Below are 22,241 nucleotides of genomic sequence, written 5' to 3'. Positions count from 1 at the left end.
ACAAAAACGCACAATTTTAACGCAATTTGGTGCTATAAAAGTTGGCACATATAGTGCAAAGGTAATAGTGACCCTTATTTAAGCCGAGGGTCACCTAGCCAACTGACGTTGTTAGTGAACCCATTTGTTCACACATATATCGGCCAATCTCACTTCTTGAGGTTGGCCTTTTCTTTTTATGGGTTAGGTGAATAACCTATCAGCTCATCGCACTATTGTTCCCATATATATCACTTACAGAGCATGCAACCAAAAGAGTTGGCAACTTCCTATTCTGAGCAGTCAGACACAACACTTCATACTCCTTCCTTCGTTGGTCTATAGAATGACAAAGGTCAACAACTAGATAACGTAGTAAAATAACCTTTCTAAATCCATATAGGAGTTAAAGCATCATAAATGCCACTTTATATCTATCAATCTACTCAACCATAGTCATTCAGACATAAAAATCGCTCTAAAGACTCACAAACCCTCTCTTTGGGCTGGCGCAATGTAAACAGTACAGCATATATATCAAGCTAAAGTAGATAACTATAGTTTCACCAACCAATTGACGCCAGTTATACTGAAAAACATAAGTAAAGAGATCTTTTTATTCATTCTAACAAACCATAATCCATTGATTATTAACACAATTATCAAGCATACATTTAGAGCAATCGATTAAGTCATCAATAAGTCATTGACTCCATGATTTATATCACCATAATACGCGCCGTTTAACTATTTTCTACCTACAATTTGTATTAATAATCTATTTGCGGAGGTTATAAATGGCTGCGGACAATAACTACAGTCTTGGACCCGTGCCGACAACGGCAAGGAAAGGAGTCGCTTCACTTACCATGGTAATGCTTGGACTCACTTTTTTCTCCGCTAGTATGTGGACAGGCGGCTCCCTCGGCACTAGCCTCTCCTTTAATGATTTCTTCCTCGCTGTTCTCGTCGGTAACCTCATTCTAGGTATTTACACTTCTTTTCTTGGTTACATTGGCGCTTCTACTGGTCTTTCTACTCATCTTCTTGCGCGCTTCTCTTTTGGTACAAAAGGCTCTTGGCTCCCCTCTGCTCTATTAGGTGGTACTCAAGTCGGTTGGTTTGGCGTCGGTGTTGCGATGTTCGCCATCCCAGTGCAAAAAGCGACAGGTATTGATACCAATACATTAATTGTTGTCTCTGGTTTACTGATGACAGCCACGGTCTACTTCGGTATTAAGGCTCTAATGGTCTTGTCAGCGATTGCCGTACCTGCGATTGCAATTCTTGGCAGCTACTCTGTATCGATTGCAGTCGATAGTGTTGGCGGCTTTGAACAACTCAAACAAATTCAACCTGAAACTCCAATAGACTTTTCAGTCGCTCTAGCTATGGTTGTTGGTTCATTCGTTAGTGCGGGCACACTAACCGCCGACTTCGTGCGATTTGGTAGAAAACCGACCAGCGCCGTATTAGTCACTATGGTGGCATTCTTTATCGGTAATTCGCTGATGTTCATGTTCGGCGCAGCAGGTGCCGCAGTAACGGGTCAAGCGGACATCTCTGACGTCATGATTGCTCAAGGCCTGTTACTACCGGCTATCATTGTGCTTGGCTTGAATATCTGGACGACGAACGAAAACGCGCTGTATGCCTCTGGCCTTGGATTCTCGAACATTACAGGTCGTTCTAGTACCACTATGTCGATCATGAACGGCATCATTGGCACCATCTTCGCGCTATGGCTTTACAATAACTTTGTCGGTTGGCTGACATTTCTTTCGACGGCAATTCCACCGATTGGTGGCGTTATCATCGCAGACTTCCTAATCAACCGTAAACGTTACAAAGATTTTGCAAACGCGCAGTTCCAAACTATTAATTGGGCAGGCATTATTGCGGTCGCAATCGGCGTTGCTGCAGGCAAGTTTATTCCTGGAGTTGTTCCCCTGAACGCTGTGCTAGGCGGTTCACTTTGCTACGCAATTCTCAATCCATTACTCAACAAACACGCGCTGAAAACACAAACAGCGTAAGGAAGCATCATGACAAAGTTATTGATCAAAAACGCAATGCTACGCAATCAAGAAGGTCTGAAGCAGATTCTTATTGAAGACGGTCAATTCAAGCAGATTCTCGACAACGATGCAGACCTTGCTTTTGACGGTAATATTCTAGATGCCGAGGGCGGCTTAGCTGTCGCACCTTTCTGTGAACCGCACATTCACTTAGATACCACTCAAACGGCAGGTGAGCCTAGCTGGAATATCTCGGGTACCTTATTTGAAGGTATCGAACGTTGGGCGGAGCGCAAAGAGCTCCTCTCAATTGAAGATGTCAAAAGCCGCGCGAAACAAACCCTAAAGTGGCAAATCGCTAACGGTGTCCAACATGTTCGTACTCATGTAGACGTTTCTGATCCAACCTTAATCTCGTTGAAAGCAATGCTTGAGGTTAAAGAAGAGATGAAAGAGTGGGTCGACATTCAAATTGTCGCTTTCCCGCAAGAAGGTATTCTGTCTTACCCAAATGGCAAAGAACTGCTAGAAGAAGCGGTGCAATTAGGCGCTGATGTTATCGGTGCGATTCCTCACTTCGAATTTACCCGCGAGTATGGTGTCGAGTCACTTCATTATGTGTTCGAACTCGCTCGTAAGTACGACCGCCTGATCGATATTCACTGTGACGAAATTGATGATGAGCAATCACGCTTCGTTGAAACTGTTGCCGCACTAGCACACAAATATGAAATGGGCGACCGAGTGACAGCGAGCCACACTACAGCAATGGGGTCATACAACGGCGCGTATGCATCCCGCTTGTTCCGACTGTTAAAGATGTCAGACATCAATTTTGTGGCTAACCCACTAGTCAATATTCACCTGCAAGGCCGTTTTGACGATTACCCAAAACGCCGTGGCGTGACTCGTGTGAAAGAGATGCTAAACGCTGGCATTAATGTCTGCTTTGGTCATGACGACGTGTTTGACCCTTGGTATCCATTAGGTACAGCAAACATGTTACAAGTACTGCATATGGGTTTACATGTTACTCAGGTCATGGGTTACGATCAGATCAACAATGGTTTGGATTTAATCAGCACTAATTCAGCGCGTACTTTAAACATCCAAGACAAACATGGCATAGAGCGAGGCAAACCAGGTAGCTTACTAATCCTACCGGCAGAGAATGGCTTTGATGCCGTACGTCGCCAAGTACCGGTACGTTACTCTGTTCGCAACGGTAAAGTGATTGCTGAAACACAGCCAGCAAAGACTCATATCCATCTTGATAGCCAAGAAGAAGTGACGTTCAAACGCTAAAAGGACATTAGTGTGAAATGCATAAAGGGAAGCGGCTGCTTCCCTTTTTTAGTCTAGAATGAGTCATGTTTTATCTAGACAAAAGAAAACCCCACTAAGCTCTCGCCTAGTGGGGTTCTATTCTTACTCGCAGCAATCCGGCTACTAATAGGTGCTCCCTGCATCTATTCCTTGATAGTACGCTGAATCCTTCAGCACTTTCCTTATCATCGCCATCCTAGCGGTGTCCTTGGCAATCCAGCCCGTTAGCTATCCTCGCTAACTCTCATCGCTTTATCCTTAAGCGGTGTCCCTGACTCTATCATCCTGATAGAAATTGCCTTAGTCCGTTAAGCGTCCATTGTCTATCCTTGTGTAACCATCCTAGTTACTAGCGTCCAGCCAATGTCCTTCGCTTTCCATGCCAATTATTCATCCTGAATAATCGAATCTTCGTCCTGAAGATGACCAATCCTTGGGTCTTTCCTGTTCCGTGTCTGCTCCCTGCTGACAACTTAAGATTATGGCTTCGCTACTGTTTTCACAACGCTGTTATTCATTTTCCCACACCCCGCCTGCAGTTCAATAAATATACATACTTTTATTATTCATGACGTTACAACTCAACGCGCCCAATTTCTCAGTGATCGCTTCTCACATTACTCACGCCTTTGTAAGAGATCTCGCACACGAACCCGGGGGAATATCCGATATAAACAGACCTTCTACAATTGACAAAAGGTGACCAAAATCCCACTATCATTTGGCTCATCAGATGGTAACTTCACTTACCAGCGGTTTTTTCTGGACTATACGACGTTAAACTAGGATATTATAAGCAGATCCATATCACACAACGTTGAATACTCGCGATAAACCTACCCGGTCTATCCATTAACTATCTCCTAGAGGAAGATTGAATGATTTCAAAATGGGCACAACGCTTTTACCAAATGGCAGAACTAGTTGGCTCTTGGAGTAAAGATCCCTCCACTCAAGTCGGCGCTGTAATAACGAAGCAAAACCGTATCGTCTCTGTAGGCTTCAATGGTTACCCACACGGTATTTCAGACAGTGCGATGACCGATGATCGCGAAATGAAGTATTTGAAAACACTTCATGCAGAGGAGAATGCCATCCTTTTTGCAAAGCGTGACTTAGACGGGTGTGAGATTTGGGTCACCCATTTTCCTTGTCCTAATTGTGCGGCTAAGATCATTCAGACTGGTATTTCAGCGGTTCACTGTCCAGAGCAAACACAAGACTTCCTTTCCCGATGGGGAGATAAGATCAAAGTAAGCCAAGAAATGTTCCTTCAAGCTGGTGTAAAAGTTAACTGGCTACCGCTTGATGATTTGGAACAGATAGACCATGCAAATTAAAGGGTAACCTTTAAACGCTCAAAAGTGTCGAATAGCTGTTGAGATTTATAGGGTTTAGGAAGGTACGCATCCATACCTGCTTCGAAACAGCTTTGAATTTCTTCAGGCAAGACACTCGCCGTTAAGGCGATAATCGGCACTTTCTGTTTACCTTTATCCGCCTCCCATCGACGAATCTCCTTTGTTGCAGTTAGTCCATCCATAATCGGCATCATGCAATCCATCAGAATTGCACAAAAGCTGTCACCCGTTTTAACTGCGTTAAGCGCATCTAGTCCGTTACTTGCTATCACGTATTCAATGCCAATTTTATTAAGAAAAAATGAGGCGATTTTTTGGTTCATTAGATTGTCTTCAACAATCAGAACTTTCTTTACTCCCGATAAGTGAATATCTGGTTCAAAGCTTGTCTCCGAGATGTCTTTTAGTTGATGCTTGCTTAATGCTGCTTCCAGAACAAACTCAAATCGGTGCCCTAGAATTGGTAACGCGATTGAACCGCCAAGCAATACATCTAATTCTGGCTTGGTAAATAGATGATGACTCAAGCCGATGACTTCCGCCGAAGGGTAATAGGTTCTTAGCTTAGTGACATCTTTTCTTGCACTTCGACTGCGTTCCGTGCAATAGAGAATGAATGGCACCTCATCACCCTTCAAAGGGATGTCTTCAACTGTGTTGTATACCTCAAGTTGAACACCAAGCCGGGCACTTTCCACCTTGATTAACTGAAGGTAATTGGAGTCATTGCTAACGAGAATGCCATGTGCTGCCAAATTAATGGGTTCTGGCTGCTTCTCGCTAATAGTTAACGGAATGGTCAATGAAAAGCGACTGCCAACCCCAGTAGTTGAGTTTACCTCAATCTTGCCGCCCATTAGTTCGGCTAACTGACGACATATCGCCAACCCAAGTCCTGTACCACCATAACGTCGAGTAATACTCCCATCCTCCTGGGTAAACGGTTTGAAGATTTCACTTAACTTGTCATGAGAAATCCCGATACCATTATCAATGACATGGCATACGAGTTGTTGTGATTCAGCAGTAAGTTCGATCGCTACTACGCCATTGCGGGTAAACTTGATCGCGTTACTTAATAAGTTCATCAGCACTTGCTGGAAACGAAAGTCATCTACATCAATAAATGAAGGTAGGTGGAGAGAAAAAGAGACTTGGACTTCTACTTGTTGCTTGAGTGCATTTGCTGACACCATATTTATGGTTTCATACACGGTTTCTCTTAGATCAACACAGTGGGGGGCTAACACCAAGTTCCCTGACTCTATCTTGGACAAATCAAGAATATCATTGATCAACAGTAACAACGCATGTGACGAGATATCAACGTCGGCCAATATCTCTCTTTGAGCCGTGGTCAAGTGACTATCAGAAAGTATCTCTGTCATTCCGATAATACCATTAAGCGGTGTACGAATTTCGTGAGACATATTGGCAAGAAAAATGCTCTTGGCTTTATTGGCCGCCTCAGCACGCTCTTTTGCCTGTACCAAGTTTCGCTCATATTCATTTTGTTGCTCGATAATCTGGTTCAATCGTTTGGCAAATGAAGAGAACTCGTCGTTGCCGTCTATCGGTATTTTCTCTGCACCATCTTTCTCTTTCATATGCCCCATTACCAAAATGATCTTGGCAAGTTTAGAATTGATCCTATAAACGGTACTTGCTCCCCAAGCAAACATGATGATAAATACTGAACAGCCGGAGATTCCGATTAACCATAATCCTTTTTCTGCATTGCGAATACTAACCGCAATCTGATCTCGTAGGCTAAGGGAAAAGGTGATGAGTCTTTTTTCAACAGCTTTATTCCTTGTATTAATTATCTCAACGAATTCTGATGGCGATATATTCTCTCCAGAACGGCTCAACAAAACTTCTTTCGCCAATGTACCGCGCTGAAATTCTCGACTCGCGAAGAGATCAAGAAGCACCTGAACCTGTTGAGAATCCGCACCCAAACTGACAAACTTATCGAGGTAAAGCTGTTGCCTTTCTCTGATACGAAAGTATTCCTCTGCATAATCCGAATATTGCCATTCCAACCATCGGATTTCTTGAGTTAGCCACGCTTCCCTTTCCATCCAAAAATACAGCCAACTTAGATCCGACAAAACCAAATCAAGATGATGAACACTGAGAGAAGTGCCATGACTTTCTAAACTATGCACTTCCACAAGTAAATCGTGATAGATGGTATAGATCAATTGGCCCAACTCTATCGTTGAAGCTGAGTCAGAGTTGACCAATTCAGGTAACAAATACTGCAACTCTTCAATAAAACTGCTGGCTTGATTTGGAGTTTGAATCCCGTGATGGACATGATCTGAGGTATGTGCTGTTTTGGCAATTAACGCCATTGTTTGCTGAGCGCGATTTATTGATGCATTCGCGTTTTGGCCAGCTAAACGTTGATTCAGAGCGACATACAGGTGATGAGAAAACTCAGCCAATAGTGTGATGGTCTCATTCTTCTCATCGACTAATTGATAGCTATGTAGCCTGTCTTGAAAGTCCTTAGCTAAGTTAGCACTGAAAGCGATGATGACAAGTGTAGGTATCAGACACAGACTAAATAGTCTACTTTTAATAGACATATTAGTCAGTAACATCCGGATTCATTCCTTGAATCAATTTAAGACTATAGAAATCTAAGTCTAGTTGATTATTCAATCAGGGGCGTAAGAAATAACAACAAACAATAAGGCTGACTGACTACCAGACAAGTAAAAAACATTTTAATTAACCATCAACGTCAGAAAGAAAAGGATATTTTGATCAGGCTAATACTCTCAACTCTTTTGTTTTGGTTCGCTTTTCAAGCCAGTGCGAATAGCTTTGCTGTTATTACGCTCAACCCAGACCTTAAGGCTTTACGCTCAAATCAAGTCAAATTACTTTATCGTGGCCGCGTTTCGCACATAAATGGTATTCCTGTTCGTCTCCTTGATCTTCCCCGTGATTCCGAAAATCGTGAATACTTCTACCGCAAACTCCTCAATAAATCTCCGACTCAAATGTCTGCAATTTGGGCCAAATTATCTTTCTCAGGTAAAGCGATTGTCCCGGTAGAACTTCCTGATGAATCACTCGAACTCATTCTCCATTGGCTAGAGAACAACGCAAATGGTATCGCGTATGTTCCTAAAGAACTGCTTCCAGAGGACGCCTATGTCATATATCAGCTTGCGGACTAATTATAGCTATCTGTTGTTAACCATTGTTATGCTTTGGGGTATTCCTACACTCAGCCTGGCTCAGGTAACGCTTTCAGATAATATTCAGCTTAGTGGGTTTGGGACATTTGCTGCTTCGAAGAGTGACAATCAACTCCCCATTCTTTCTGGACGAAACATTACCGATGAATGGTGTTTTGATTGTGATACTACCTTAGGTGTTCAAGCCGATTGGCGAATCTCTTCGAAACTTCGTACTACGGTTCAAGTAGTTAAAAGACCAGAGGATACGTTTTCCTCTCCTGAACTTGAAAGAGCATTGATTGAATACAGTACAGAGTCATTCCGAGCAAAAGTTGGCCGATTACGAACTCCGATGTTTATTATGTCTGAGTACTACTATGTTTCTAGCGCGTACCCGTGGATACGCTTACCGCCAGAAGTATACGGCAATAGCCTTGGGCTGACTTACTATGAAGGAGTTTCTGTAGACATGTTGCATGCATTTGATAATGGTAATCAAATTGTATTCTCTCCTTATATCGCTATCCCACGCGAAGAACAAGTTAACCAATATGGCGCACCGTTTTCGTTAGAAATTTCCAGAGCCCTTGGTTTTAGCTCTGAATTTTTGTACGGCGATAGCTTACTACACATTGCCTATGTCAACCTTGGAGCAACTCTTACAGGATTACGCACAGTCCCAAAGTCTTACGACCTTGACGTATTCTCACTTGGTATTAGCCACTATTTCGGACAACTCCATTTCCAAGCAGAGACTATGCTTTCACAGAACTTCAGCTCAGACTGGTACATTAGTGTTGACTATCAACTCGAAAACCTTACGCCATATATTCAGTACGGGCAGGCGCGACTGACACATGATACAGAAAGCTATTTAGTGGGGTTCCGCTACGATTGGACACCCCAATTAAACACGTCAATCGAATGGCAACGTTTCTACGGTAGAGAAAACGTGATCAGTGGACACTTCACCGTGCCGCAAGATCCGACTAAACCCTTTAGTACCAAAGTCGATCTGTTATCTATTGGTTTATCGCTTACCTTTTAAGTAGATAGAGTGACACAGATCTAATTGAAAAGATTTTTATTATGCCGTATTACATAAATTATGTGCTTCTAGTATTTTTTAGTACAAATTAAGATTGCTTGTTTAAAAATGTCAATAGGCACTACCACCTACAATTTATAGTGAAATTCGCCACAAGTGAGTACCATCACAGCCAAAATAACCTGAATTAATTTTGCTAGCAGAATAAGATGTTAGGCCTTACAATCCTGCCGCATAAAAATTACAAAATTAATACATTTCCTCTATTCACTCCCCTACAGGTGAAATAGAGTCAGTCCCCAAAAAACGTGAAAGGTCCATACAAACAATGAGTCCAGAGAAACACCTCTTAGATTGGCAAATGAGCCAAACGATTGCGGAAACTATTTCTCCACTTCTAGGTCAACTTTACCGTCACAAAGGCGTCGAAGTTCTACTCTTTGGTAAAACACTGGTTAATGCAGCGACCATCGACATCATTAAAACTCACCGTTTAGCACGTCGCTATACAGGTACTGCTCTTACTCCAGAGCAAACTCTTCCTCTCATCAAAGCGCTTGCTGAAATGGAACTTTCTCCATGTCGCATCGATATCGGTCAACTTGCCCATGAATTCTGGCAAGGTCGTGATGACTCTCATGGTGTTAAAGACTTCCTTCACACATCTCTACTAGGTGCAATGAATGGCGAAACAGTCTCTGAGCCGCATGACGTTGTATTGTATGGTTTTGGTCGCATCGGCCGCCTATTAACTCGCCTTCTGGTTGAAAAATCTGGCCCTGGTTACCCACTTCGACTGCGCGCTGTTGTTGTACGTGGCGGTAAGAAAGGTGACTTAGAAAAACGTGCAAGCCTGCTGCGCCGCGACTCAGTTCATGGTCAATTCAACGGTAGTATCGTTGTTGATGAAGAGCGCAAAGCCATCATTGCCAATGGTAACTACATTCAGTTTATTTACGCAAATAAGCCAGAAGAAGTCGATTACACCAGCTACGGGATCAACCACGCTCTGGTCGTAGATAACACAGGTGTATGGCGTGATGCCGAAGGTTTAGCACAGCACCTAGAATGTAAAGGAGCGGAAAAAGTTCTGCTTACAGCTCCAGGTAAAGGCGACATTAAGAACGTGGTATTTGGGGTTAACGACAACGTTATCCAGCCTGAAGACGCCATCGTCTCTGCAGCAAGCTGTACCACCAATGCGATCACCCCTGTACTTAAGGCAATCAACGACAAGTTTGGTGTAATTTCTGGCCACATTGAAACGGTTCACTCGTTTACCAATGACCAAAACCTGATCGATAACTTCCACTCTGGCGAGCGTCGCGGTCGTAGTGCTTCTTTGAACATGGTTCTAACCGAGACGGGCGCGGCGAAAGCGGTAGCGAAAGCCCTACCAGAGCTTGCAGGCAAGTTAACAGGTAACGCTATCCGTGTACCAACGCCAAACGTATCAATGGCGATTGCTAATCTGAATCTTAAACAAGGCACAGATAAAGAAGAGCTAAATAACTACCTACGTGAAATGGCACTGACGTCTGAACTATCTGCGCAAATTGACTACACAGAGTCGACGGAAATTGTTTCAACTGACCTAGTGGGCTCTCGCTTTGCTGGTGTTGTTGATGGTGCTGCGACCATCGCTCAAGACAGCCGCTGCGTGCTATACATCTGGTATGACAATGAGTTTGGCTACAGCTGTCAGGTTGTTCACTGTATGGAACAAATGATGGGCGTTCGTTACAAGACTTACCCAACAAAATAAGCTCAGGGATTCATTAATTTGGGTAAGCGATTTGGGCTTCTCAGATTAATCAAAAGAATATCGCCCCGGAGCTTCTGGGGCAAAACTCCACAACACTATACCTATAATAATCCCCCGTAGTTGCCACTTTCTTGTTAGAAAGTGGCTTTTTTGTATTCACCTTAATTTGTGTACCTGTTCATGTTTGATTCATTTACCCTAGGTTAATCTAGCCATGTCATTGAGAGGTAATAATTATGAATAGAGTCATTTCTGGTATTCTGGCATTGTTTATTGGTGTATTCACCCTTCTGTTTAGCTTGATCATGGTGATTCCATTGACCATTGCAGCGGTCATCACAGGTAAAAAGATCGAGAAATCGCTTAAGATGAATCGCTCTGCTTCTTCGCAGCAAAATGATCGCTCGGTACTAGAGGGAGAATATGAAGACGTATCAAAGTAAATATGAAGCGTTGATAGCTGCTTGGCCTTTATCCCTCGCGACTATGGAGACACTTAATGTCAATAATTGTTGCAGATAGTTAATCAGTTTGTTATTAAAGATGGAACACGCAAAATAATAACAACTAAGGACTAACGGATGAGCAAAGGTCAACGCGATATTACGTTACGCTTTCTTGCTGAACCAGGAGATGTGAATTTTGGAGGCAAAGTTCACGGTGGAGCCGTGATGAAATGGATCGATTTGGCAGCCTACGCCAATGCTGCGGCTTGGAGTGGTAAGTACTGTATCACTGCCTATGCAGGTGGAATCCGCTTTGTTGCGCCAATACATGTGGGCAACCTTGTCGAAGTGAGCGCCAAAGTCATCTATACAGGTCGTAGCTCAATGCATATTGCCATTGACGTGCAAGCGAGTGATCCTAAAGAAATGAACAATCGTCTAACTACCCACTGCATCGTCATCATGGTTGCAGTAGACGAGAATGGAACACCGACCTCAGTGCCTGAGTGGGTACCAGAAACACCAGAAGATATCGAATTACGCGACTCAGCAATCCGCTTAATGAATATGCGTAAAGAGATTGGTGAAGAGATGGAAGCACACGTTAAGTACCTAAAATAGTGAACTTTCTTCCAAGTTGGGGGCCTTGCGCCTCCATTCTAATACCCGTAACCACAACGCCACATTTCTGTCATTTTTCCTTCATCTTCATTTGATTAAATCCGCTGACTAAAACAAAGATCGCGGATGAAGGAACCTCTATTGGAACTCAGTGAAACCACCTTGAGTGAAACTACACTATCAAACTTAAAAGCTGTTGAATACCAATGGGTTCGTACCATGTATGTCGAAGGTTACGGTGAAGATGAGATCAACCATTATATCCGCACCTGCTTTGGTGGCGACGATACCTTCGCAGACCTATTTCGAAAAGTGGCACTATCTCAAGAGAGCATCTACGTACTACTTCAATACCTTGGATGCGCTCCTTCTAACCGAGAACTCTAAACAAACAGCGTGTTGCTCACCGCAAGTAAATGCAACAACACCCATCATTACAAACCAGAACCTATACCCAGTCGCACCGACTCACCCTGGCGATTTCATTCCAAAGTAAGCACTTTATACTGCCCCTGTTTTAGCGTTATTTAGGTACAAAAAAACCCGGGACATAGCCGGGTTTTGGTTACAAAAACTGTTAGTAGTGAAATAGTAAGGAATCTAGCTAACAGCCAGCTATGCGTAACGCCAGTTCTGCTCTCTACTTAACTGATCGGCGGCCAAACCAAAATTGTTGAGCGGAGACACAAAATGGGCGACCTCGCGGTCGCCCTTATCGTTCTTATTAACCTTTCACACCACCAGCGGTCAATCCTCCGACCAACCAGCGCTGTGCAAGTAAGAATACGACGGTAATTGGTAGTGCAGATAACACTGCTGCTGCTGCAAAATCACCCCATAGATAGTTCTGTGGATATAGATACTGCTGCATACCAACCGCTAATGTATATGAGTTTACATCAGAAAGTAGTAAAGATGCTACCGGAACTTCACCAACCACACCAATGAACGACAGAATGAATACAACCGCAAGGATAGGCACCGACAATGGTAGTAGTACCAATTTGAATGCTTGCCATGGTGTTGCGCCATCAAGCGCAGCCGCTTCTTCTAACGAGTTATCAATCGTTTCAAAGTAGCCTTTAATCGTCCATACGTGCAGAGCAATACCACCCAAGTAAGAGAAAATCAGACCACCATGTGTATTCAAACCAAGGAACGGAATGTACTGACCTAGCTTATCGAATAGGGCATAAAGTGCCACGAGCGCTAGTACTGCAGGGAACATCTGGAAGATCATCATCGCCTTAAGGATGGTCTCTTTACCTTTAAAACGCATACGAGCAAACGCATATGCTGAGGTTGTAGATAGAGCAACGATTAGAATTGAAGTGATGCCCGCCACTTTGACCGAGTTCCATAGCCACAGTAGCACTGGGAATGGAGGTGGTGTAACACTACCATCTGCATTGGTTACCGAGAAACCAAGCGCCAGTTTCCAGTGCTCTAGAGATGGGTTCTCAGGAATAATACTACCCGTCGCAAAGTTACCTTCACGGAAGGAAATCGCAATAACCATTAATAATGGGAAGATTATCGCCGAAAGAAAAATCCATAGGGCTGCATGTGTCGCCCATACACGGTATTTAAGTGATTTACCTTGTACCATTGCCATTATCCGGTACTCCTTAATCTTGAGACAGCTTAGTGAAACGTAGGTTGAGTAGTGCCAATCCACCTACTAATAGGAAGATAAGCGTCGCAATTGCACTCGCTAGACCGAAGTCTTGACCACCAGCACCTTCAAACGCGATACGGTAGGTGTAGCTTACTAGAAGGTCTGTATAACCGGCTGGCTCTGAGGTACCAATCATGTTTGGACCACCTTGAGTCAGAAGCTGAATCAATACGAAGTTGTTGAAGTTGAATGCGAAACTTGCGATTAACAGCGGCGTTAGCGGTTTAATCATCAACGGCATGGTGATTTTACGGAAGTTGTCGATAAAGTTAGCACCGTCAATCGCAGACGCTTCAAACAAATCTTCTGGAATCGCTTTTAGCAGACCCATACACAGAATCATCATGTAAGGGAAGCCAAGCCATACGTTAACAACCAGCACCATGCTCTTAGCCATAATAGGGTCAGAGAACCAAGCAGGGCTAATACCAAACAGGGCTTCAAGCACCATATTGATCTCACCAAAGCTCTGGTTGAACAAACCTTTGAAGATCAGAATCGAAATAAACGCAGGTACCGCATACGGAAGGATTAGCAGAACACGGTAAATTGCTCGGCCCTTCAGCTCTTCCCACTGTACGACACTCGCCAACACCAAGCCAATCACTACTGTTAGACCAACAGTCAGTGCTGAAAAGAGTACTGTCCAGATAAAGATACTGATGAAAGGTTCTTTGATACCATCATCTTTCCATACACGCTCGAAGTTGTGCGTACCGATATCAACGATAAAGCCTGGTGATACGGTTGAACCAACAAACTGACCATTTTCATCTACTGGTTGATAGAATCCTACTTCCATATTTGGGCGTAGATACTCTTGAGTTCGGTTGTTAAGTAGTGTTTCGCCATCATCTTGTAGGGTGTAAAGAGGCACGACTGCTGCAAACTTACGCAAGCCACTCATGCGGATATCTTCACCTGATGGTAAATGGAGATCTAGGCTACCGAGCAGCGACTTGTTCTTAATAATGGTTTTGATTTTTTCTTTCTCACCCGCCACTGAATCTACAACAGAGAGATCCATACCTGAAGTAGATAGCGTCGCAAGATTGAACGTATCGGTTGCTAGAAGCTGATCACCTTTCTTAACAGCAAGGCGGTGACCTTCGTCCGTTTTATATAACGTAAATGGATAGCTGTCACCGCTTTGGAAAGTGCGGTCCATTAGAACCGATTGAGCACGTTCATAGGAAAGCTGGTTTTTCGCACTGTAGTTTGTGAAAGCAAGACCAACGGTGTACGCAAGTGGGAACAGGATGAACAAAATCATGCCTGCAATACCTGGGTAAATATAACGATGTGCGTAGGTCTTTTTACTACCGAAAATGAATAACGCGAGTGCGGTTAGGATTAGGGTAAGTAGGGCAAAGGCCAACTCACCGCGAGAATACATTAGAATCGTTGCGTATCCATTAATGATACCTACAGAGCCCAGTAAGCCCCATTTGATGAATACACTTTTACTTGATGGCAAGCTCGTTGTTGTAGACGACATCGCATCTGTACCTTGAACTGACTGCATAAAAGAACCTGCTAGCGATAATAAAACTTGAAAATGAAGGAGGGGTTACCCCCTCCTTAAAAAGGTAAAACTGAATTATTTAGTCATTTGTTTTTCTGCATCTGCAAGTGCTGCATCTACAGTTTGACGGCCATCAACGATGTTGATGATTGCATTTTTCGCGCTGCCCCAGAATGCGTTCATTTGAGGGATATTTGGCATAATTTCGCCGTTCATCGCGTTGTCCATTGTCGCTGCGATACGCTTGTCAGCATCTAGTTCACGCTGGAAAGAGTTAAGAGCAACAGCTCCTAGTGGCTTATCGTCATTAACTTTACGTAGACCATCGTTAGTCAGTAGGTAGTTTTCGATGAACTCAACTGCTAGATCTTTGTTTGGAGAAGCCGTGCTGATACCAGCGGTTAGTACACCAACGAATGGCTTAGAGGACTGACCGTTAAACTTCGGTAGCGTTGTTACACCGTAGTTGATACCAGACTTCTCGATGTTACCCCATGCCCAAGGGCCGTTGATTGTCATCGCAGTCTTACCTTGGTTAAACGCAGACTCAGAAACTGAGTAATCCATGTCTGAAGAGATAACGCCCTTGTCTACAAGACCTTTAACAAAGTTCATTGCATCTTTAACACCGTCGTTTGCGATACCCGCATCTTTCACATCGTAACCTGCAGCACCGTATTTGAACGCGTAACCACCATCAGCAGCCATTAGTGGCCAAGTGAAGTACGGTTCTTTAAGGTTCCACATAATTGCAGACTTGCCGTCTTTCTTAAGTTTTGCATCAATCGTAGCTACTTCTTCCCAGCTCTTAGGTGGGTTTGGCACTAGGTCTTTGTTGTAAATAAGAGATAGAGACTCAACCGCTACTGGGTAGCCAATGATTTTGCCGTTGTATTTCACTGCATCCCATGCGAAATCTACGATGCCTTCTTTAAGATCTTTAGAAGGAGTGATCTCAGCCAGTAGACCCGCTTCTGCGTAACCACCAAAGCGATCGTGAGCCCAGAACACAATATCAGGACCGTCACCAGTCGCCGCTGTTTGAGGGAACTTATCTTGAAGCGCATCAGGGTGAGCCACTGTCACTTTAATACCTGTGTCTTCTTCAAACTGTTTACCTACTTCAGCAAGTCCGTTATAGCCTTTATCGCCGTTGATCCAGATTGTTAATTGACCTTCTTCGATAGCAGCATTTGCACCAAAAGAGCCAAGAGCAACAAGAGTTCCAAGTGCTACTGTGCTTAGGGCATTTTTCATGTTCATATCCTTTTTATATTTGTGTTGTAGGGCTCCACCAGAGGTTTCGCCGTATTTCAGCACTTATTTTCAGCCAAACTGACAAAAGGCTCATCCTCCTACTCCCTACGCCCTAGCTATTATGGACTATTTTCGTGATCGCCATCGTCACAGGTTGGTGACCAAAGTCTCAAAACCATCTCTTTGTGTGATCGATTTCAATGTAACCGAACGGAAATATTTGAACTCGATCTCGCAACATCTTCAATACCCTTTCATACCTCCTCCCCTCCTACTACCCCTACAAAAACTTGGCTTGGGAGGATGCAGTTGAAGGGTGAATTACGCAAACTACAGACATCCAAGAGTGGATGGTAAGAACCCTTTCCAGTAACACGTGATTCATGGTGACTGGTTACAATGCCGCTAGGGTTTGCAAATGAGTGCACAAGTCACGTAGGTATTCAGGAAACTGATTCGTTCGGGGGAGAAGCTTGTGTCACACGGGGGAAAGCAAACCTGAATTTGGCTTGGTGGGTGATGTGAGGAACTCCTTCACCCATATTTTCTTACATTATATTATATAGAATCCATTCCTTACCAAATTCCTACTATTATTGCCTACTCCATAATTCATATAATGTTAGGCAGTAAAATATAAAAAATTGATCGAGGACGAGCTAGATGGCGAGTGTCACGTTAAAAAATGTATGTAAAGCTTACGGTGACGTACTGATTTCCAAGAATGTTGACTTAGATATCCAAGAAGGCGAATTTGTCGTCTTTGTTGGCCCATCAGGTTGTGGTAAATCAACATTGCTACGTTGTATCGCTGGTCTAGAAGATATCACTTCGGGTGATCTCTACATTGGTGATGAACGCATGAATGAGGTTGAACCTTCAAAACGTGGTGTTGGCATGGTGTTCCAGTCATACGCACTTTACCCGCACCTAAACCTTTACGATAATATGTCTTTTGGTCTGAAGTTAGCTAAAGCTGACAAGGGTGAAATCAGCAAACGTGTTGAACACGCTGCTGAAATTCTTCAGCTTAGCCACTTGCTTGAGCGTCAACCTAAAGCACTGTCCGGTGGTCAACGTCAGCGTGTTGCTATCGGCCGTACACTAGTTTCTCAGCCTAACGTATTCCTACTTGATGAACCGCTTTCAAACCTTGATGCGGCGCTACGTGTACAAATGCGCTCTGAAATTACTAAATTGCAGCGCAAACTTGGTTGTACCATGATCTACGTAACGCACGATCAGGTAGAAGCGATGACAATGGCAGACAAAATCGTGGTTCTTGACGCTGGTTTTGTTTCTCAAGTTGGTCGCCCGCTAGAGTTATACCATTACCCTGAAAATCGTTTTGTTGCGGGCTTCATTGGTTCACCTAAGATGAACTTTATGAGTGTCTTCATTGAAGCAGCAGAAAAAGATCGCGTGATGGTTCAACTTGCCAACGGTACAGCTTTCTGGATTCCTGTTGATGGCACTACCGTAACTCGCGGTGAGCGCATGTCGCTAGGTATTCGCCCTGAGCACTTACTACCTGCAAACGAAGGTGATGCAACCATCGAAGGTGAAGTCAACATTGTTGAGAAGCTTGGTAACGAAACTCAAGCCTACCTACATATCGATGCCGCTGATGCTGACATGATCTATCGCCAACCAGACACGTTAGATGTTGAGCCGGGTGACAAACTCGCTGTTGGCATTCCAGCTCACCGTTGCCATCTATTCCATAGCGATGGCAATGCATGTCGCCGCTTGTACAAAGAAGCTGGCCTTAGCTTCGAGTAATTACCCGCTTGATTGAAAAAGCTCCTTTCGAGGAGCTTTTTTATTATCTGCTGTTGCTTGCCACACCAACGGGTCGTTTGCCATCACATGCCCCTTTCTCAAGATCATACAAAGGATTGCTGCCATGAAGACTCCAGCGGTGCTCTTCTCTAGCGAGCTTGCGATATTGAGTAGGTGTGACGCCTATATAGGTTTGAAAAGTTTCGTAGAATCTGCTGCTAGAATTAAACCCCACCGTCAGAGCTATATCCAAAATAGTTCTGTCCGTATCGCTCAACAATGCCCTTGCATGATTGATTCGCATCGCTGTGATGTACTGCTTAATCGTCATCTGCATCGTTCGTTGAAATACATTCATCGCATAATTGGCGTGAAGCCCTACATGCTCGGCAATTTTCTTTGTCGTTAGCGGCATATTATGATGAGTCGCTATATATTCGAGCATCTGGCTGACATAAAACTGAGAATGCTTGGAAACGCCTTTTTTTGCCGATTTATCCGCTTGGGTCGACACCAACTGCTTCCAACCGTCGATGCAAACTCGTCTAAGCATCAAGCCGATTTCATCAGTGGCAAGTTGCCTCCTGCTTTCTGAATTATCGCTCATTTCCCTTGCCCAACGCTCCAACTCAAATTCACTGATAAGTGTTTTAGACTCCGATTGTAAAACGCAACCATGAGTGATTTGATTGACGAGATCGCGACTCAATGGCCAAGACATAAACTGATGAATGGGGATATTGATTATACCCATATTGTGGCTGCTACCAGGATTGGTTAGTCGGTGTGGCACTGAAGCCCAGAATAGGCCAATAGCACCATTTTCTATTACTACTGGTGTACCATTAACGATATATTCGACATCATCACCAAACGGGATATTGACCTCAACTTGACCATGCCAATGATAACCCGGCATTGAATGGGGAGCTCGAAACTCAACGTCTATCTTTTCATAAGATGAGTATAGAGAAAGCGGACTCACCAACATATTATCTTCCGTGTACTCGTTTTGAGTCACTATATGCGTCGCATCGCTATTGTCGTCACCCATTGCCCGTTCCTTTAAATCATCTATGACGTACTTGTAGCAAACCTATCAATAAAATACGCAGACCGCGATCATGCTAAACCATACTGTCAAACCACCTTCTAACCGACAACCATTCTTATGATCAATAACTTAGTTTTCCGTCCCGGTTTATCTTCAATGTGTCCCAAAAAATAAGATTAACGAAACAGGGAGGATAAATATTAGGAAATAGGAGTTTGCGGTTTTTAAGTGAGACGAATCGGTGCGGCTTACGCAGGTAATGTGTACTTATCCAATCAAATACGTGATAAATAAGGAACAAGATAATGAATAGCCCTAAGATCACTTTCATCGGTGCTGGTTCGACCATTTTTGTCAAAAACATTCTTGGCGACGTGTTCCATAAGCCTGCATTGAAGAACGCCCATATTGCGCTAATGGACATAGACGGTACTCGTTTAGAAGAATCTTACCTTGTTGTAAGTAAACTAATGCAATCCGCTGGAGCAACCGGCTCTATAAGCTGTCACCTCGACCAAAAAGAAGCACTAGATAGCGCAGATTTCGTCGTAATTGCCTTCCAAATAGGGGGATACGAGCCATGTACCGTGACGGACTTTGAGGTGTGCAAGAAACACGGTTTGGAACAAACCATCGCGGATACTCTTGGCCCTGGAGGAATCATGCGTTCTCTACGTACTATTCCCCATCTGTGGAAAGTATGTGAAGACATGAGTGAAGTGTGCCCTCACGCAACTATGCTCAACTATGTCAACCCAATGGCTATGAATACCTGGGCGATGTATGAGAAATACCCAAACATCAAACAGGTTGGCCTATGTCACTCCGTACAAGGCACAGCAGAAGAGTTAGCTCGCGATCTTGAACTAGACTACCAAGATCTACGTTATACCTGTGCTGGAATCAACCACATGGCGTACTACTTAACTCTAGAGAAAAAAACAGATCAAGGTGACTATGTCGACATTTACCCGGATTTACTCGCCGCTTTTGAAAGCGGTCAGGCTCCTAAACCTGGTCTTCATCATAACGGTCGCTGCACTAACCTAGTTAGATACGAAATGTTTAAGAAGCTCGGCTATTTTGTTACTGAATCATCCGAACATTTTTCTGAATACACTCCATATTTTATTAAACCCAATCGTCCGGATTTAATTGAACGTTATAAAGTGCCTCTTGATGAATATCCAAAACGTTGTGTAGAACAAATTGCTGATTGGAAGAAAGATTTGCAAGCGTTTAAAAATGCGGATGAAATTACGGTCAATGAATCTCATGAGTATGCAAGTACCATCATGAACTCTATTTGGACAGGTGAGCCGAGCGTCGTCTATGGCAACGTCAAGAACGAGGCTCTAATTGACAACTTACCTCACGGGTGTTGTGTTGAAGTCGCCTGTCTTGTGGATGCAAATGGAGTTCAGCCAATCAAAGCAGGCCGTCTGCCAAACCACCTTGCAGCATTAATGCAAACCAACATTAATGTACAAACGCTACTCACAGAAGCAATTTTGACCGAAAACCGTGACCGAATTTATCACGCAGCCATGCTCGACCCTCATACAGCAGCAGTCTTAGGCTTGGAAGAGATCTATGCATTGGTTGATGACTTAATCGAAGCACATCGAGGTTGGCTGCCAGATTGGGTTTACCCACACGCTTAACTTCTAATAACAAATTATTTTAATAACAATATAACGTGAACAAGATACGCCTTCTGTATAGGAGGCGTAAGGAGCACCCATGAGCATTTCAATGAACACAAAGCTGAGTTACGGCTTTGGGGCATTTGGTAAGGACTTTGCCATTACCATTGTCTACATGTACTTGATGTTTTACTACACAGACGTAGTCGGCATCTCTGCTGCTACGGTTGGTACCATCTTTCTCGTCGCCCGAATTTGGGATGCCGTCAATGACCCAATTATGGGGTGGGTTGTAAACAATACTCGTAGTCGATGGGGTAAATTCAAACCTTGGATTTTAATTGGCACGATTACCAACTCAATCGTGCTGTTTATGCTGTTTAGCGCCCACCATATAGAAGGCCCATGGCTTATTGCTTATGCGGCTGTTACCTACATATTGTGGGGTATGACCTACACCTTAATGGACATTCCTTTCTGGTCTTTAGTCCCTACTCTGACCTTAGATAAACGAGAACGAGAAGATCTCGTCCCTTACCCTAGATTTTTTGCTAGCCTTGCTTGGCTTGTCACCGCAGCCATCGCAATACCGTTTGTAAACTATGTGGGAGGCGAAGATAAAGGCTACGGTTTCCAAGTATTCACCCTGCTACTGATTGGTTGTTTTGTTATCTCAACCTATATCACATTGAGAAATGTTAAAGAGCGCTACTCAACTGGCAAGCTCGACCATAGTCAACCCGAAGAAAAAGTTACATTAAACAAACTCCTTAAGCTTATCTACAAGAACGATCAGCTAACCAGCGTCTTGTGTATGGCGCTGTCTTACAACCTTGCGACCAACATCATTACCGCGTTTGCTGTTTACTACTTTACTTATGTCGTCGGCAACGAAGACCTCTTCCCTTACTACATGGCATACGCTGGTATTGCTAACCTAATCACGCTAGTTCTATTCCCTAAACTCGCCCAAATGTTTTCTCGCCGAGTCTTGTGGGCGTGCGCCTCAACTCTGCCGATTTTGGGTAGTGCTGTGCTTATCTATGTGGGTATGTACGATAAACAAAGTATCCTTTTAATTTCCGCAGCAGGTGTTCTGCTACAAATCGGAACCGCTCTGTTCTGGGTACTGAACGTTATCATGGTGGCGGACACGGTAGACTATGGCGAATTCAAACTCGGCCAACGTTGTGAAAGTATCGCTTACTCTGTTCAAACTTTGGTTGTAAAAGCAGGGTCAGCTTTCGCCGCATTCTTTATTGGTATTGCGCTTACTGCCGTCGACTATGTGCCGAACGTTGAGCAAAGCCCAGAGACAGTATTTGGCATGCAATGCATCATGGTTGGCTTACCCGCACTCTTCTTCGCGATAGCATTGGTTGTTTACTTCCGCTTCTACAAATTAAACGGTCAGTTCCACCAAAACATCCAAGACCAGCTTACCGAAAAGTACCAGCATGTTACGGACAGCGAAACAGAAATAGTCGGCAAACCAAAAGCCGTCAATCCTGCGCAAGCTACATAGTAAATAAGCG

17 protein-coding genes are annotated in these 22,241 nt (G+C 43.8%); 12 read left to right on the top strand and 5 right to left on the bottom strand.

What is annotated here, in order from left to right; translation table 11 throughout:
• Positions 1-776: 776 nt before the first annotated feature.
• From codB to APB76_RS07180, 3 genes are all read left to right on the top strand, one after another.
• Complete coding sequence (gene codB, locus APB76_RS07190; protein WP_054960966.1) at positions 777-2,015, top strand: cytosine permease; 1,239 nt, start codon at positions 777-779, stop codon at positions 2,013-2,015.
• A 9-nt stretch (positions 2,016-2,024) separates the two neighbouring features.
• The gene (locus tag APB76_RS07185) at positions 2,025-3,302 is read left to right on the top strand and encodes a cytosine deaminase (protein ID WP_054960967.1); all 1,278 of its coding nucleotides are present in this window, start codon (positions 2,025-2,027) and stop codon (positions 3,300-3,302) included.
• Between the two features lie 899 nt (positions 3,303-4,201).
• A complete protein-coding gene (locus tag APB76_RS07180; protein ID WP_049844840.1) occupies positions 4,202-4,663 on the top strand; it encodes a dCMP deaminase family protein in 462 nt (153 codons plus the stop codon).
• Here APB76_RS07180 and APB76_RS07175 read toward each other — a convergent pair.
• Positions 4,660-7,296, bottom strand: coding sequence for a hybrid sensor histidine kinase/response regulator (locus APB76_RS07175; protein WP_054960968.1), 2,637 nt, complete (start codon positions 7,294-7,296; stop codon positions 4,660-4,662). The genes APB76_RS07180 and APB76_RS07175 overlap by 4 nt on opposite strands.
• Before the next feature lie 162 nt (positions 7,297-7,458).
• Here APB76_RS07175 and APB76_RS07170 point away from each other — a divergent pair, with 162 nt between their 5' ends.
• From APB76_RS07170 to APB76_RS07145, 6 genes are all read left to right on the top strand, one after another.
• Complete coding sequence (locus APB76_RS07170) at positions 7,459-7,881, top strand: hypothetical protein (protein ID WP_049844838.1); 423 nt, start codon at positions 7,459-7,461, stop codon at positions 7,879-7,881.
• Positions 7,856-8,932 (top strand): hypothetical protein, encoded by a 1,077-nt coding sequence (locus APB76_RS07165; protein ID WP_054960969.1) that lies wholly within the window; start codon positions 7,856-7,858, stop codon positions 8,930-8,932. The genes APB76_RS07170 and APB76_RS07165 overlap by 26 nt, the downstream gene beginning before the upstream one ends.
• Before the next feature lie 328 nt (positions 8,933-9,260).
• Entirely contained in the window at positions 9,261-10,697 is a 1,437-nt protein-coding gene (locus APB76_RS07160; protein ID WP_054960970.1) for a glyceraldehyde-3-phosphate dehydrogenase, read from the top strand.
• 236 nt (positions 10,698-10,933) lie between these two features.
• Positions 10,934-11,140 carry a hypothetical protein gene (locus APB76_RS07155; RefSeq protein ID WP_054960971.1) on the top strand — a complete coding sequence of 69 codons (207 nt, stop codon included), beginning with the start codon at positions 10,934-10,936 and terminating at the stop codon, positions 11,138-11,140.
• Between the two features lie 138 nt (positions 11,141-11,278).
• Positions 11,279-11,764, top strand: coding sequence for an acyl-CoA thioesterase (locus APB76_RS07150; RefSeq protein ID WP_049844834.1), 486 nt, complete (start codon positions 11,279-11,281; stop codon positions 11,762-11,764).
• Positions 11,765-11,905: 141 nt separating this feature from the next.
• Complete coding sequence (locus APB76_RS07145; protein WP_049844927.1) at positions 11,906-12,151, top strand: hypothetical protein; 246 nt, start codon at positions 11,906-11,908, stop codon at positions 12,149-12,151.
• A gap of 337 nt (positions 12,152-12,488) precedes the next feature.
• On the opposite strand, the gene malG is transcribed toward APB76_RS07145, so the two are convergent.
• From malG to malE, 3 genes are all read right to left on the bottom strand, one after another.
• A complete protein-coding gene (gene malG / locus APB76_RS07140) occupies positions 12,489-13,379 on the bottom strand; it encodes a maltose ABC transporter permease MalG (RefSeq protein ID WP_049844833.1) in 891 nt (296 codons plus the stop codon).
• A 13-nt stretch (positions 13,380-13,392) separates the two neighbouring features.
• Complete coding sequence (malF, locus tag APB76_RS07135; RefSeq protein ID WP_049844832.1) at positions 13,393-14,967, bottom strand: maltose ABC transporter permease MalF; 1,575 nt, start codon at positions 14,965-14,967, stop codon at positions 13,393-13,395.
• Positions 14,968-15,042: 75 nt separating this feature from the next.
• Complete coding sequence (gene malE / locus APB76_RS07130) at positions 15,043-16,224, bottom strand: maltose/maltodextrin ABC transporter substrate-binding protein MalE (RefSeq protein WP_049844831.1); 1,182 nt, start codon at positions 16,222-16,224, stop codon at positions 15,043-15,045.
• A 663-nt stretch (positions 16,225-16,887) separates the two neighbouring features.
• Between malE and malK the strand changes: the two genes are divergently transcribed.
• Positions 16,888-18,006, top strand: coding sequence for a maltose/maltodextrin ABC transporter ATP-binding protein MalK (gene malK, locus APB76_RS07125; protein WP_054960972.1), 1,119 nt, complete (start codon positions 16,888-16,890; stop codon positions 18,004-18,006).
• Between the two features lie 43 nt (positions 18,007-18,049).
• On the opposite strand, the gene melR is transcribed toward malK, so the two are convergent.
• Positions 18,050-19,060, bottom strand: coding sequence for a transcriptional regulator MelR (melR, locus tag APB76_RS07120; RefSeq protein ID WP_054960973.1), 1,011 nt, complete (start codon positions 19,058-19,060; stop codon positions 18,050-18,052).
• Positions 19,061-19,365: 305 nt separating this feature from the next.
• On the opposite strand from melR, the gene melA reads away from it, so the two are divergent.
• Together melA and melB are read left to right on the top strand one after the other, a co-directional pair.
• Positions 19,366-20,724: an alpha-glucosidase/alpha-galactosidase gene (melA, locus tag APB76_RS07115; RefSeq protein ID WP_054960974.1), complete on the top strand. Its 1,359-nt coding sequence runs from the start codon at positions 19,366-19,368 to the stop codon at positions 20,722-20,724.
• A gap of 79 nt (positions 20,725-20,803) precedes the next feature.
• Positions 20,804-22,231, top strand: a complete 1,428-nt coding sequence (gene melB, locus APB76_RS07110; protein ID WP_054960975.1) for a melibiose:sodium transporter MelB — start codon at positions 20,804-20,806, stop codon at positions 22,229-22,231.
• Positions 22,232-22,241 lie beyond the last annotated feature (10 nt).

Origin of the sequence: Vibrio bivalvicida (assembly GCF_001399455.2) — a bacterium.
GTDB classification, from domain to species: domain Bacteria; phylum Pseudomonadota; class Gammaproteobacteria; order Enterobacterales; family Vibrionaceae; genus Vibrio; species Vibrio bivalvicida.
The sequence above is the reverse complement of the archived record's forward strand: the minus strand, read 5'-3'. Positions and strand labels throughout refer to the sequence as shown.